The sequence below is a fragment of the Flexivirga lutea genome, assembly GCF_054778955.1.
Genome location: NZ_BAAGZB010000003.1, coordinates 118,546 through 131,820, shown reverse-complemented (window position 1 = coordinate 131,820; position 13,275 = coordinate 118,546). Strand labels below are relative to the sequence as shown.

Below are 13,275 nucleotides of genomic sequence, written 5' to 3'. Positions count from 1 at the left end.
AGCGGCGGTCAGTGGAAGACCACGTTGAGGATGATGACCAGCACCAGTGAGACACCGGCCAGCTTGACCGGGGACAGCCACCAGTGGGCGACTTCGCCCTCCGCGTGGTCCTCCTTCGGTGTCAGCGACTTCACCAGTCCACGCAACTCGGACTCCGGCTTGGGTTCGGTGAAGCCCGTGACGATGACACTGATCACGATGTCGGCCACGAAGGCCGCGCCGGCGGCCACGAAGCTGGCGCCCTGACCGGACAGCGGCAGGGCTCCCACGGACAGACCGCCCAGTGCGTCCTCGGAGAGCACGCCGACCAGGACCGCCGCCAGCGTTCCGCCGACCAGCCCGGTCCAACCGGCGGCCGGCGTCATCTTCTTCCAGAACATGCCGAGGATGAATGTCGCGAACAACGGCGCGTTGAAGAAGCCGAACAACGTCTGCAGGTAGTTCATGATGTTGCTGTATTGGCTGGCGAACGCCGACGTGCCGACGGCCAGGATCGTGGCCACGACGGTCGCGATGCGGCCGAACTCCAGGTAGTACTTGTCGTCGCGATCCTTCACCACGTACGTCTGCCAGATGTCATAGGACATCACCGTGTTGAAGGCCGAGATGTTCGCCGCCATACCGGCCATGAACGCCGCGAGCAGACCGGCGATCGCGACGCCGAGCAGGCCGTTGGGCAGCAGGTCGCGCATCAGGAACAACAGTGCGTTGTTGTAGTCGTGCGAGCCCGACCCGGAGAATGCGCCGAGACCGGCGGCCGCCATACCCGGGATGATGATGATGAACGGGATGAACATCTTCGGGAAGGTGCCGATGATCGGCGCACGGCGAGCGGAGTTCATGTCCTTGCTGACCATGGCGCGCTGGACCTCGACGAAGTTGGTGGTCCAGTAGCCGAAGGACAGCACGAAGCCGAGGCCGAGCACGATGCCGACCACGGACAGCACGCCGCTGCTGAAGCCGGTGAGTCCTTCGCCCGGCCACGATTTCATCGGATCCGCGGTGAAGGCGTGCGAGGCATGCAACTTGTCGGAGAGACCGTTCCAGCCACCGACCTTCTTCATGGCGATCAGGGTGAGCGGCAACAGCGCGGCCACGATGACGAAGAACTGCAGGACCTCGTTGTAGATCGCCGCCGAGAGGCCGCCCAGCGTGATGTAGGACAGCACGATGATGGCTGCGACGATCGTGGAGATCCAGATGCTCCAACCGAAGAGCGTGTTGACGATGGTTGCCAGCAAGTAGAGGTTGATGCCGGCGATGAGCACTTGTGCGACCGCGAAGCTGATCGCATTGACCAGATGCGCGGTGGACCCGAAGCGTCGGAACATGAATTCCGGGACGCTGCGCACGCCGGAGCCGTAGTAGAAGGGCATCATCACCACGGCGAGGAAGAGCATCGCCGGAATGGCGCCGATCCAGTAGTAATGGAAGGTCGCCATCCCGATGGACGCACCGTTGGCCGACATACCCATGATCTCGGTGGCACCGAGGTTGGCGGAGATGAATGCCAGGCCGGTGATCCACGCTGGCAATGACCGGCCGGACAGGAAGAAGTCGACACTGCTGGACACTTGACGACGCGCCACCAGACCGATTCCGATGACGAAGACGAAGTAGAGCGCGATGAGGATGTAGTCGACCGGTCCGGCATCGAGTCTCAACGCGGACGAATCCATGTGCATGGGTCACCTGCGGCTTTCTGTGTGTCCACCGAAACTCGATGGGACGCAGCGTTGTTGCGCGACTGCGCCGAGACTACTCCGCACCTGACAGAATCCAACGTTCGGTGTTGAGCGTTTCAGTCGGTCTTTGCCGAACCGAAATGATCACCCGCTCCGAGCCGCACCCCGACTTGGCGACTGCGGAGATCTGCATATCTGGTATCCATACACGGCAGTGAACCTGCGCGCCTCCGGCGCCTGCTCGTATGGCGAGGGCTGGGGAGCCTGGGATGCCTACCACCCGACGCAGGGGTGGGAAGGCATCGCATTCTTCGACGGGGCCTCCACCGAGATCTTCGACTTCCACGACTGGGACGATCTCGGCACCTACACCTGGCGTCCCGGCGGCGCATGGGATCGGACTACACGCGGCTGACTCAGAACACCCCGACGACGACCTTCCGCCTCGGCTCCCGGGTGAGCATGTCCACCAGCCGGTACCGCGGCCGAGTGACGTTGCGGGTCAACGCGACCCGCTGGTCGCCGACCGCCGGCCGGATCGTGAAGTACAGCGGGATCAACGGCTCGATCCAGTACCGCACGAGCAGCAAGGCAGCATGGAAGACGCTCAAGAGCTTCCGCACGTCGAAGTCCGGTGGCTACTCCCTGACCTACACCAGCAGCAAGAGCCGCTACTACCGCACAGTCCTGCGCGGCACCGGCTCGGTCTGGCGGCGACCAGCGGGACCTACGCACGCTGACCCGGTGAGTCACCGGCCACGGGCCGACCCGAAGTGATCCCAGCCCGTGCGCCGGTGCTCGCGCCCGCCGACGGTGATGCCGGACCCGTCCGTCACCGCACCGATCGTGCGCCAACCGTCCGGGACCGCGGCGGCCGGGAACGTCGCCAGCAGCGTGTGCTCCTCTCCCCCGGTCAGCACGCACTCGGCAGCGGCATCGGCGCCGACGGCCGCGGCCAGCGCCCGTATGTCGCCCGCGACCGCCTCGGGGTCGATGTCGATCCGCACACCGCTGGCCCGGGCGATCCGGCCACCGTCGCGCAGCAGCCCGTCGGAGATGTCCAGCATCGCCGTCGCGCCGGCCCTCGCGGCGAGCGCGCCCTGCCCGTAAGCCGTGCTCGGACGCCGTTGTGCCCGCACCAGATCCGCATCCCGGTCCGGCGTGCCGGCCTGTAACAGCAGCAGCCCCGCCGCCGCCCGCCCGAGCGTGCCGTGTATGGCGAGGACGTCCCCCGGCCGGGCGCCCGAGCGCAGGACCGGGCCGGCACCCTCCAGCTCGCCGACGGCGGTGATGCTGACCATCCGCACGCCGTCCGGAGCGGACGACAGGTCACCCCCGATGACCACCGTGCCGGCCTCCTGGGCGGCGTCCGCGACCGCGCCGGTGAAATCGGCGACCCATTGCAGCGGGGTGTTCTCGTCGGCCACCAGGGTGACCAGGAGCCCGGTGCATCGTCCGCCCATGGCGGCGATGTCTGCGACGTTCTGCACCACCAGCTTGTGTCCGACGTCGCCCCCGCCGGACCACTCGTCCAGCCAGTCCCGTCCCAGCACCATCGTGTCCGTGGTGGCGAGAGCGGCGCCGGACCGCACCCGCAGCAGGGCGGTGTCGTCACCCGGTCCGACGAGCACGTCGTCGCCGGTCGCGAAGCGCGGCAGCACCGTGTCCAGCAGCTCCTGTTCGTCCACGTCGGCCAGGGTGCGTGGTGCCGGGAAGTGCGTCATACCTGCTGGTTCCACCCTTCGTGACCGGACGAAATATCGTTCCACCGCCAAGGCACGGTAGCGTTCCGGTGAGCGCGGCGACCGGCCCGCACCCCGCTCGCGGGGGCTTCGCATCATCCTCGGGAGACTACGCAATGGTTCAGGCCTACATCCTCATCCAGGCGGATCTCGGCAAGGCGACCGCTGTCGCCGCCGCGGTGCGTGACATCCCCGGCGTGCTCTCCTCGGAGGACGTCACCGGGCCCTACGACGTCATCGCCCGCGCCGAGGCCGAGACGCTCGACGAGCTGGGCTCGTTGGTGGTCGCAAAGATCCAGGAGGCGCCCGGCATCATGCGGACGCTGACCTGCACCGTGGTCCACCCTTGAGGCGAGCTCTTCCCGCGGCGACGTGCGCTCTGGCGCTCGCCGCCGCCCTCACTGCCTGCGGCGGTGACGACACCGTCAAGGCGTCCCCCGCAGGCAATGCCGCCGATCCCTTGTGCGCGAAGGCTTCCCGGCATTGGCCGAGCACGGTTTCCGGGCAACGGACACGTCCGGTCAGCACCGACTCCCCGACGGTGCGCGCCTGGGGTGACCCGGCGATCATCGCCCGCTGCGGCGTGACCTCGCCCGGTCCCACCGCGACCGGGTGCGTGTCGGTCGACGGCATCGACTGGGTCGGCAGCAAACTGTCCGACGGTGGGCGTTACATCACCTACGGGCGGACGCCGGCCATCGAGGTGCTGGTGCCGACGAAGTACAACTCGCTGCCGCCGCTGGGCGCCTTCACCAAGGCCGTTCAGCAGATCCCGCAGGGCCCGCACAAGTGCAGTTGACCTGCTGAGCGCACCTACCGCAGGCCGACGCGGCGTTCCAGCGCCAGCTCGATCAACTCGGTGATCAGCGCCGGGTAGTCCAGGCCCGACTCGGCCCACACCCGCGGGAACATCGACGACGGCGTGAATCCCGGCATCGTGTTGATCTCGTTGAGCATCAGCCGGCCACCCGGCTCGTAGAACCAGTCGACACGCGCCAGTCCCTCGCAGCCGGCCGCGTCGAAGGCCTGCACCGACAACCGCCGGATCTCGTCGGCCACCTCACCGGGCAGGTCTGCGGGACAGCTGAGCTGGGCGTCGCTGTCGAGGTATTTCGCTTCGAAGTCGTAGAAGGTGTGCCGATCCCCCGTCACGGTGATCTCGCCGATCTGACTGGCCCGGGCCGGGTCGGCACCGTGTCCTTCCAGGACACCGCACTCGACCTCGCGGCCCGCGATCGCGGCCTCCACGAGCACCTTCGGGTCCGACTCGCGAGCGCTCTCGATCGCCTGCTCCAGCTCCTCGGGGCGGTCGACCTTGACGACGCCGACGCTGGAGCCGGCACGCGCCGGCTTGACGAAGACGGGCATCCCGAGGCTGCGGACGCCCTCCAGGCAGACCGCCTTGTCCCGGCGCCATTCCTTGTCGGTGATCACCACGTGCGGTCCGACCGGCAGGCCGGCTGCGGAGAAGACCACCTTCATCAGGGCCTTGTCCATCATCACCGCCGACGCGGCGACGCCCGATCCGACATACCGGGTGTCGGCGAGTTCCAGCAGACCTTGCAGCGTGCCGTCCTCCCCGAACGGGCCGTGCAGCAACGGGAGTACGACGTCCACGGTGGTGAGGGTGCGCGGTGGCTCGTTCGGTGCAAAGACCATCACCTCCCGGGCGCCGGGGTCGGTCGACAGCAGCGCGGTCGTCTCGCCGCGCACGGTCGGCGTGTGGTCGGCCGTCAGTTGCAACGGCTCCGGGTCGTCGGCGACCAGCACCCAGCGGCCGTCCTGCGCGATGCCGATCGGCACCACGTCGAAACGGTCGCGGTCGATCGCGCGCAGCACGCTCGCCGCAGTGGAGCACGACACCGCGTGCTCGCTGGAACGACCGCCGAAAACGATGGCGACAACGGGCTTTCGGGTGGATTCGTCGGCTGCGGGGGCCGGGCTGTGCTCAGTCATCGTTTGGAGCCTAACGTGCAGCACGTGGACAGCACGGTTGCACGCGGCCGTGGCGTGCCAAGGTGAGCTCATGCCCCATGACGCCAGTTACGCACCCGCTACTCGTCTGGTCGGACTCGGCCGGCCGGTTCGTGAGGCCGGCGCGCCGGCCGGCCCTGGCATCGAGCTGAGTTCGACGTATGTCGCCGGCGACGGCCCGACCTACGGTCGCTACACCAACCGCACCTGGGAGTCGCTGGAGCAGGTCCTCGGCGACCTCGAGGGCGGTCGCGCCCTCGCGTTCGGCAGCGGTATGGCGGCCGTCGCCGCATGCCTGGAACTGCCCCCGCAGGGCGGCACGGTGGTGCTGCCCCGCCACGTCTACAACGGCACCACCTCCCTCGTCGACGAACTGGCAGCGGCCGGTCGGCTGGTGGCTCGCCGGGTGGACCCGACCGACACCGAGGCGGTGATCGCCGCGCTGGACGGCGCCGATGTGGTCTGGCTGGAGTCGCCGACCAACCCGATGCTGGAGGTTTCCGACCTGCCGACATTGGTGGCTGCCGCCCGGGCACGCGGGGTGCTGTCGGTGGTGGACAACACCTTCAACACTCCCCTGCTGGCGCGTCCGTTGCAGGACGGGGCGGATGTGGTGCTGCACTCGGTGACGAAGTTCTTGGCGGGCCACTCCGACGTCGTGCTCGGTGCTCTGGTCACGGGCGACGAGCCGCTGCACACGCGCCTGCACACCCACCGCACGCTGCACGGCGCCATACCGGGCCCGCACGAGGCGTGGCTGGCCCTGCGTGGCATGCGGACACTGCACCTGCGCCTGGAGCGCGCCTGCGCCAACGCCGCTGAGCTGGCGGACCGGCTCTCCGGTCACCCGGGCGTCGCACGGGTGCGCTATCCGGGTTTCGGGGCGATCGTCTGCATCGAGCTCACCGGTGGCCGCGCGGCAGCGGAGCACGTGGAGGAGTCGGTGCGGCTCTGGCTGCCGGCCACCAGCCTCGGCGGTGTGGAGTCGATGCTGGAGCGTCGCCGGCGGCATCCGGCGGAGCCGGTCAGCGTCCCGGAGGAGCTCGTCCGACTGTCGGTCGGCATCGAGGACGTGGAGGACCTGTGGCGCGACCTCGACGGTGCGCTGCGCGCCTAGCTTCCCTCGTGCTTGCGTGCGCGAGACATCAACGCGCCGACCACGTCCTGCGGGTCGCGTCCCTCGTGCACGACCGCCGCGACGTTCTCGACGATCGGTACGTCCACGTCGACGCTCTGCGCCAGCTGCAGGATCGACTCACAGGACTTGACGCCCTCGGCGGTCTGCCTGGTGCTGTCGATGACTTCCTGCAACGACATCCCCTGACCGAGCCGGTAGCCGACGGTGCGGTTGCGTGACAACGGGGAAGCACAGGTGGCCACCAGGTCACCGACCCCGGCGAGCCCGAGGAAGGTCTGAGGGTCGGCACCCAATGCCGTTCCCAATCGTGCGGTTTCGGCGAGCCCGCGGGTCAGCAGACTGGCCATGGTGTTGTCGCCCATCCCCATGCCGGCGGCCATGCCGACCGCGAGCGCGATGACGTTCTTGGTGGCGCCGGCGATCTCGGTGCCGACGACGTCGGTGCCCAGGTAGGGCCGGAAGTATGCCGTCGCACTCGCCTCGGCGACCTTGGCGCGCATGCGGGGGCTGACTGCGGCGACGACGGCGGCCGCCGGCTGCCGCGCCGCGATCTCGGGCGCCAGGTTGGGACCGGACACGACGACGATCCGGTCCGGGTCGACACCGCCCGCTTCGGCGATCACCTGGCTCATCCGCTCACCGGTGCCCAGCTCGATCCCCTTCATCAGGGACACGACCGGTGCGTCCGCGGGCAGCAGCTGCCGCCAGTCGGCGAGATTGGCGCGCAGGCTCTGCGACGGCACGGCCACGACCACGATCTCCGCGTCCTCCAGGGCCTCCGCACACGAGTTGGTGGCCGTGATGGTCTCCGGCAGCACCCGATCGGCCAGGTAGCCGGAGTTGACGTGTGTGGAGTTGATCTCGTCGACGACCTCCTGGCGACGGGCCCACAGCCGGACGGTGCAGCCGGCGTCGGCCATGATCGCCGCGTATGCCGTGCCCCAGTTGCCGCCCCCGAGCACCGCGACGCGGGTCATCGGTCGTCCTTCTTCCGGGAGCCGGATCCGCCGCGTGCAGGGCGTTGGGTGCGCGGGTCGAAACGCGTCTCCGGTGCCGTTTCGTGCCGAATGCCTTCCAGCAGCCGGGTGATCTCGTCCATCAGGCGCACCGACGCGATCCGCAGCTTCGGCCCGTCGATGGGCCCGTCGCATAGATCGTCGAGGTCGATCGCCGGACCGGCAGTGACATGGATCAGCTTGCGCGGCAACAACTTCGGCAGTTTGTCCCGGTAGGGCCACATCATCTCGCGGGTGCCCCAGATGGCCATCGGGATCAGCGGCACACCGCTCTCCAGCGCGAGCCGGGCAGCGCCGGACTTGCCGACCATCGGCCAGAAGTCCGGCTCACGCGTGATCGTGCCCTCGGGGTAGACGCACACGCAGGCGCCCCTTTCGAGTGCGGCGGTGGCGGCCGAGAGTGCGGACGTGGCGTGGGAGGTGCCGCGATAGACGGGGATCTGACCGGTGCCGTGGAGGATCTGCCGCACGCCCGGCGGCTTGAACAGTGAGGACTTGGCCAGGTAGTGCGGCGCTCGGCCGGCGGACACCAGGAAGTGCGCCAGCGGGAAGTGGTCCATGTTCGAGATGTGATTGGCGGCAGCGACGAATCCGCCCTCCCGGGGGATGTGCTCCATACCGGTCCAGTCGCGCAGGGTGATTCGCTGCAACACCGGATAGAGCGTCGTGATCACCTTGGAGTACATCGGTTCGATGTTCTCGGTCATCGGGGGACGCGACACGAGTGCGGGCTCCTTCCCAATAGTGCACGCGACACTACCTTCGGTCCTTGGTATCTAATCCCACCCGGCGCTCGCGGCGGAAGCGAACCGCCGCGACACGCGTGGTGCGCGGTCTGAGAACATCATCCCGTGGAGTCCGTAGTCACCTCGACCTGGCATGTCATCGTTCCGGTGAAACACAGTGCGCAGGGCAAGTCCCGGCTACGGCCGCCGGCCGGTGTGCACCGCCGCGACCTCGCGCTGGCCATCGCGCTGGACACGCTGGACGCCGTCCTGGATGTGGTGCCCGCGACCCGGCTGCACGTGGTGACCGCTGACCCGGAGGTCCGTCTGCAGATGCGCGGCCCGGGCGCGGTGATCGTGGACGACCCGGGCCGTGGGCTGAACGCCGCGGTCGCCGCGGGGATCGCCGCGGTCACCGCACGAGCACCGCACGCCCCCACGGCGGTGCTGCTGGGTGATCTGCCCGCGCTCACCGCCGGCGAACTCGCCGACGGCCTGGCCGCCTGTGCTGCGGCCGAAGCCGCGATCGTGCCGGACCACGAGGAGACCGGCACCGTGCTGCTGACCCACCACGACGGCGCACGCCTGTCGCCCCGGTTCGGCACGGGTTCGGCGGCACGCCATGCCCGCTCCTCGACCACACTCCAGCTGGATCTGCCCAGGTTGCGCACCGACGTGGACGACGACGCATCGCTCGAGGCCGCACGGCGACTCGGTCTGGGGCCGTGGAGCCGACGGCTGCTGCCGTAGGCTGGCCGGCATGCAGGCGACGATCCACACCTTCGACGAGGACGACGGCTCCGGCACCGTGCTGACCGACAACGGGCGACTGCTCACCGTCGATCACGGGACCTTCGCCAAGTCCGGGTTGCGGCACCTGCGGACCGGACAACGCGTCAGCATCGAGGTCGGTGGCGACGGCGTCAGCCGGCTCTGGATCGAAGGCATCGGCCCGGGTCAGCGCATCCGCTGAAGGCCGCGGCACCGCTGCACGACATACCGACGGCCCCTCGTGCATCACGAGGGGCCGTCGGTCGTGTGCTGGGTCCGCGGATCGGTTCAGCGACGGGCGGAACGCTTGGCGGTGCTCTTCTTGGCGGTCGTCTTCTTCGCGGTGGTGGCCTTCTTGGCGGTGGTCTTCTTCGCCGTGGCCTTGGCCGGAGTCGCCTTCTTGGCGGTGGTCTTCTTCGCCGTGGCCTTGGCCGGAGTCGCCTTCTTGGCGGTGGTCTTCTTGGCTGCGGCGGCGGTCTTGGTGGTCGCCGCCTTCTTGGCAGTGGTCTTCGTGGCTGCCGCGGTCTTGGTCGTGGCGGCCTTCTTCGCCGTGGTGGCCTTCTTGGCGGTGGTCTTCTTGGCTGCCGCCTTCGCCGGAGCAGCGGCAGCGGCGGCGCTCGAGGCCCGGCCACCGGCGTTGCCGGTCTTGGGCAGGGAACGCGGGTTGGCGACGACGGCCTTGAACGCGGTGCCCGGCTTGAACTTCGGCACTGAGGTCTTCTTGATGCGCACCGTCGTCCCGGTGCGCGGGTTGCGGCCGGTCCGTGCGGCGCGGGAGATCTTCTCGAAGGTGCCGAAGCCGGTGATGCCGACCTTGTTGCCCTTGGCGACCTCGCGGATGATGGCATCCACCACAGCCTCCAGAGCGTCACTGGCTGCCTTTTTACTGCCGAGACGGGTTTCCAGGCTCTGGATGAGCTCTGCCTTGTTCATGGGTCGTATCCCCTTCGATGGTGCCGGCGTTGGACCGGGCGTCCAATTTCAGTTCCTCAAGCTGACGCTCGATTGAGACAGACGGTATGCCCACCACGTCAAGTCGGCAACCTGCAACGCCGCGCTATTTGCCTCAGGCACAACAGCTTTGGGCGGTCTGACGACACTGCTTCAACGGCGATCCGACGGCGGTCCGGCTGCCGTCATCAGGGCCATGACGCAGCACTACAAGTTTCGAATACCTTGCCAGGCAACGAAATTCGCGCGGGGGCCCGTAGCGGGCCACCCGCGCGAAGTGGTATGACGAAAAGCCGATCAGGCCGGCTGCACCGATGGTTTCCAGCCGGGCCGGGCCGTTTCGAAATTTGTGATCTGATCCGCGTGTCGCAGCGTCAGGCTGATGTCGTCGAGGCCTTCGAGCAGCCTCCAACGGATGTAGTCGTCGACGTCGAATCCGAAGACGTGCTCGCCGGCAGTGACCGTGCGCTGCTCGAGATCGACCGTCACCTGGGTCCCCGGCTCGTTCTCTAAGAGCTTCCAGAGCAATTCGATGTCCTCCTGACGCAACTGCGCCGCCAACAGACCTGCCTTGCCGGCGTTGCCGCGGAAGATGTCGGCGAACCGGGACGACAAGACCACCCGGAACCCGTAGTCCATCAAGGCCCAGACTGCGTGCTCACGCGAGGAGCCGGTGCCGAAGTCGGGCCCGGCGACCAACACCGATCCGTCCGCGAAGTGCGGATTGTTGAGCACGAAGGTCTCGTCACCACGCCATGCGGCGAACAGGCCGTCCTCGAATCCCGTGCGGGTCACCCGCTTCAGGTAGACGGCGGGGATGATCTGGTCGGTGTCGACGTTGCTGCGCCGCAACGGAACTCCGACGCCGGTGTGCTGGGTGAACTTGTCCATGACGCTTCTCCTCGTCGGCTCAGTGGATGCTGGTCAGATCGGCAGGGCTCGACAAGGTGCCACGCACCGCGGTCGCCGCAGCGACGAGCGGGCTGACCAGGTGGGTCCGACCGCCCTTGCCCTGACGTCCTTCGAAGTTGCGGTTGGAGGTCGATGCGCTGCGCTCGCCGGCCGCCAGCTGATCCGGGTTCATGCCCAGACACATCGAGCAGCCGGCCAGTCGCCACTCGGCTCCGGCATCGGAGAACACCTTGTCCAGCCCCTCGCCCTCCGCCTGGAGGCGCACCTTCGCCGAGCCAGGCACGACGAGCATCCGCACCCCGTCGGCGACCCGGCGTCCCTTGATGACCTCGGCAGCAGCGCGCAGGTCCTCGATGCGGCCGTTGGTGCACGAGCCGAGAAACACTGTGTCGACTGCGATCTCGCGCAGCGGCATACCAGGCGTCAGGCCCATGTACTCGATCGCTCGCTGCGCGGCCGCCTTCTCGTTCTCACCGGAGAAGCTCTCGGGGTCCGGCACCTCCGCCGACAACGGCAGCCCTTGACCGGGGTTGGTCCCCCAGGTGACGAAGGGAGTCAGGGCGCTGGCATCGATGTCGACCTCGGCGTCGAAGACCGCGTCCTCGTCGCTGCCCAGCTGCGACCAGGCCTCGACCGCGGCGTCCCAGTCGGCACCGGTCGGTGCGTGCTCGCGACCCGCCAGGTAGGCGAAGGTGGTCTCGTCGGGTGCGACCATGCCGGCACGCGCGCCGGCCTCGATGGACATGTTGCACATGGTCATGCGCGCTTCCATCGACATCTCGCGCACGGCAGATCCGCGGTACTCGAGCACGTAACCCTGTCCGCCGCCGGTGCCGATCTTGGCGATCACTGCCAGGATGATGTCCTTGGAGGTGACGCCGTCGGGCAGCGCGCCGTCGATGTTGATCGCCATGGTCTTGAACGGGTTCAGCGGCAGCGTCTGGGTCGCGAGCACATGCTCGACCTCGCTGGTGCCGATCCCGAAGGACAGCGCCCCGAAGGCACCGTGTGTGGAGGTGTGGCTGTCACCGCAGACGATGGTCATCCCCGGCTGGGTGAGGCCCAACTGCGGTCCGATGATGTGCACGATGCCCTGCTCGGCATCTCCCATCGGGAAGAGCCGGACACCGAACTCCTTGCAGTTGGTCCGCAGCGTCTCCACCTGCGTGCGGCTCACCGGGTCCGAGATCGGCCCCGGCGTCGTGGGGACGTTGTGGTCCTCGGTCGCGACGGTGAGGTCGGGCCGGCGCACCGGCCGGTCCGCCATCCGCAGGCCGTCGAAGGCCTGCGGACTGGTGACCTCGTGGATGAGGTGGAGGTCGATGTAGAGCAGATCCGGCTCGCCGTCCGCCTGGCGCACGACGTGCTGCTTCCAAACCTTCTCTGCCAACGTGCTTCCCACGTCGGTCCCTCCTTCATCGAGCCTGACCCGAGGGCGTGGACTCGCCTCGGGATGCCTGGTACGGACCGAGCCTGACCGCGAAACTCGGGCCAAGAACTTGCGTCTCGCGGAATGAGACGTCAGTATCAGTGCATGGACAACTCTAGCGGTGTCGGCGTTCTGGACAAGGCCGCCGTCGTGCTCTCCGCTCTCGAAGCCGGCCCGTCGACGCTCGCCCAACTGGTGGCACACACCGGACTCGCCCGTCCGACGGCCCATCGACTGGCCGTCGCGCTCGAGCACCACCGGCTCGTCGCACGAGACATGCAGGGGCGCTTCATCCTCGGTCCGCGACTGGCCGAGCTCGCTTCCGCAGCCGGCGAGGACCGCCTGCTGGCGGCCGCCGGCCCGGTGCTGGGCGCCCTGCGCGATCACTGCGGCGAGAGCGCCCAGCTCTATCGCCGCCAGGGCGATCAGCGCATCTGCGTGGCCGCGGCCGACCGTCCCATGGGTCTGCGCGACTCGATCCCGGTGGGCGCGACGCTGACCATGCAGGCCGGATCCGCTGCGCAGATCCTGCTCGCGTGGGAGGAGCCGGATCGGCTGCACCGTGGCCTGCACGGGGCGAAGTTCACCGCCACGATGCTGTCGGCCGTCCGCCGGCGCGGGTGGGCGCAGAGCGTCAGCGAACGCGAACAGGGCGTCGCGTCGGTGTCCGCTCCGGTCCGCGGTCCCTCCGGACGCGTCATCGCGGCGGTGTCGATCTCCGGACCGATCGAGCGCGTCTCGCGTCAGCCGGGCCGGCTGCATGCGGGCACGGTCGTCGCCGGGGCCAACAAGCTGACCGAGGTCCTCGCCAGGGCACACGCGGCCACCGCGCGCCGTGGCGAGTCCGCCTGAGCCCGCCACGCCTCAGCCGGCGCTACCCGCGGATCCCCCTCGCTCCACCAGGGCGCCGGCGACCGGGACGCGCTCGCACC

General features: G+C 68.6%; 16 protein-coding genes. 8 read left to right on the top strand and 8 right to left on the bottom strand.

Features of this window, described 5'->3' with window-relative positions:
- Nucleotides 1–8 precede the first annotated feature (8 nt).
- Nucleotides 9–1,679: a sodium:solute symporter family protein gene (locus ACYVBN_RS13325; protein ID WP_460601172.1), complete on the bottom strand. Its 1,671-nt coding sequence runs from the start codon at nt 1,677–1,679 to the stop codon at nt 9–11.
- Between the two features lie 220 nt (nt 1,680–1,899).
- Between ACYVBN_RS13325 and ACYVBN_RS13320 the strand changes: the two genes are divergently transcribed.
- A complete protein-coding gene (locus tag ACYVBN_RS13320) occupies nt 1,900–2,100 on the top strand; it encodes a hypothetical protein (protein ID WP_460600947.1) in 201 nt (66 codons plus the stop codon).
- A complete protein-coding gene (locus ACYVBN_RS13315; RefSeq protein WP_460600946.1) occupies nt 2,076–2,462 on the top strand; it encodes a hypothetical protein in 387 nt (128 codons plus the stop codon). Before ACYVBN_RS13320 ends, ACYVBN_RS13315 begins: the two co-directional genes overlap by 25 nt.
- On the opposite strand, the gene thiL is transcribed toward ACYVBN_RS13315, so the two are convergent.
- The gene (thiL, locus tag ACYVBN_RS13310) at nt 2,435–3,409 is read right to left on the bottom strand and encodes a thiamine-phosphate kinase (protein ID WP_460600945.1); all 975 of its coding nucleotides are present in this window, start codon (nt 3,407–3,409) and stop codon (nt 2,435–2,437) included. The two genes, ACYVBN_RS13315 and thiL, sit on opposite strands and share 28 nt — an antisense overlap.
- 134 nt (nt 3,410–3,543) lie before the next feature.
- Here thiL and ACYVBN_RS13305 point away from each other — a divergent pair, with 134 nt between their 5' ends.
- Nucleotides 3,544–3,777 (top strand): Lrp/AsnC family transcriptional regulator, encoded by a 234-nt coding sequence (locus tag ACYVBN_RS13305; RefSeq protein ID WP_440280690.1) that lies wholly within the window; start codon nt 3,544–3,546, stop codon nt 3,775–3,777.
- Nucleotides 3,774–4,226, top strand: a complete 453-nt coding sequence (locus ACYVBN_RS13300; RefSeq protein WP_460600944.1) for a DUF3515 family protein — start codon at nt 3,774–3,776, stop codon at nt 4,224–4,226. Before ACYVBN_RS13305 ends, ACYVBN_RS13300 begins: the two co-directional genes overlap by 4 nt.
- A gap of 14 nt (nt 4,227–4,240) precedes the next feature.
- Here the strand turns inward: ACYVBN_RS13300 and ACYVBN_RS13295 are convergent, their stop codons facing one another.
- Entirely contained in the window at nt 4,241–5,383 is a 1,143-nt protein-coding gene (locus tag ACYVBN_RS13295; RefSeq protein ID WP_460600943.1) for a D-alanine--D-alanine ligase family protein, read from the bottom strand.
- Nucleotides 5,384–5,453: 70 nt separating this feature from the next.
- On the opposite strand from ACYVBN_RS13295, the gene ACYVBN_RS13290 reads away from it, so the two are divergent.
- Nucleotides 5,454–6,518, top strand: coding sequence for a trans-sulfuration enzyme family protein (locus ACYVBN_RS13290; protein WP_460600942.1), 1,065 nt, complete (start codon nt 5,454–5,456; stop codon nt 6,516–6,518).
- Here the strand turns inward: ACYVBN_RS13290 and ACYVBN_RS13285 are convergent.
- Nucleotides 6,515–7,516 carry an NAD(P)H-dependent glycerol-3-phosphate dehydrogenase gene (locus ACYVBN_RS13285; protein WP_440280686.1) on the bottom strand — a complete coding sequence of 334 codons (1,002 nt, stop codon included), beginning with the start codon at nt 7,514–7,516 and terminating at the stop codon, nt 6,515–6,517. The genes ACYVBN_RS13290 and ACYVBN_RS13285 overlap by 4 nt on opposite strands.
- Nucleotides 7,513–8,262 (bottom strand): lysophospholipid acyltransferase family protein, encoded by a 750-nt coding sequence (locus ACYVBN_RS13280; protein WP_460600941.1) that lies wholly within the window; start codon nt 8,260–8,262, stop codon nt 7,513–7,515. Before ACYVBN_RS13280 ends, ACYVBN_RS13285 begins: the two co-directional genes overlap by 4 nt.
- 144 nt (nt 8,263–8,406) lie before the next feature.
- Here ACYVBN_RS13280 and cofC point away from each other — a divergent pair, with 144 nt between their 5' ends.
- On the top strand, nt 8,407–9,030 hold the full coding sequence (cofC, locus tag ACYVBN_RS13275) for a 2-phospho-L-lactate guanylyltransferase (protein ID WP_440280684.1): 624 nt from the start codon (nt 8,407–8,409) through the stop codon (nt 9,028–9,030).
- A 10-nt stretch (nt 9,031–9,040) separates the two neighbouring features.
- Nucleotides 9,041–9,253, top strand: coding sequence for a hypothetical protein (locus ACYVBN_RS13270; protein ID WP_440280683.1), 213 nt, complete (start codon nt 9,041–9,043; stop codon nt 9,251–9,253).
- Between the two features lie 86 nt (nt 9,254–9,339).
- On the opposite strand, the gene ACYVBN_RS13265 is transcribed toward ACYVBN_RS13270, so the two are convergent.
- The 3 genes from ACYVBN_RS13265 to leuC all read right to left on the bottom strand — a co-directional run bounded on the left by ACYVBN_RS13265 (nt 9,340) and on the right by leuC (nt 12,316).
- Nucleotides 9,340–9,984, bottom strand: a complete 645-nt coding sequence (locus ACYVBN_RS13265; RefSeq protein ID WP_460600940.1) for an HU family DNA-binding protein — start codon at nt 9,982–9,984, stop codon at nt 9,340–9,342.
- Between the two features lie 315 nt (nt 9,985–10,299).
- Nucleotides 10,300–10,893 carry a 3-isopropylmalate dehydratase small subunit gene (gene leuD / locus ACYVBN_RS13260; RefSeq protein ID WP_440280681.1) on the bottom strand — a complete coding sequence of 198 codons (594 nt, stop codon included), beginning with the start codon at nt 10,891–10,893 and terminating at the stop codon, nt 10,300–10,302.
- Nucleotides 10,894–10,912: 19 nt separating this feature from the next.
- A complete protein-coding gene (gene leuC / locus ACYVBN_RS13255) occupies nt 10,913–12,316 on the bottom strand; it encodes a 3-isopropylmalate dehydratase large subunit (RefSeq protein ID WP_460600939.1) in 1,404 nt (467 codons plus the stop codon).
- A 132-nt stretch (nt 12,317–12,448) separates the two neighbouring features.
- On the opposite strand from leuC, the gene ACYVBN_RS13250 reads away from it, so the two are divergent.
- Nucleotides 12,449–13,195 carry an IclR family transcriptional regulator gene (locus ACYVBN_RS13250; protein WP_440280679.1) on the top strand — a complete coding sequence of 249 codons (747 nt, stop codon included), beginning with the start codon at nt 12,449–12,451 and terminating at the stop codon, nt 13,193–13,195.
- Nucleotides 13,196–13,275: the final 80 nt, after the last annotated feature.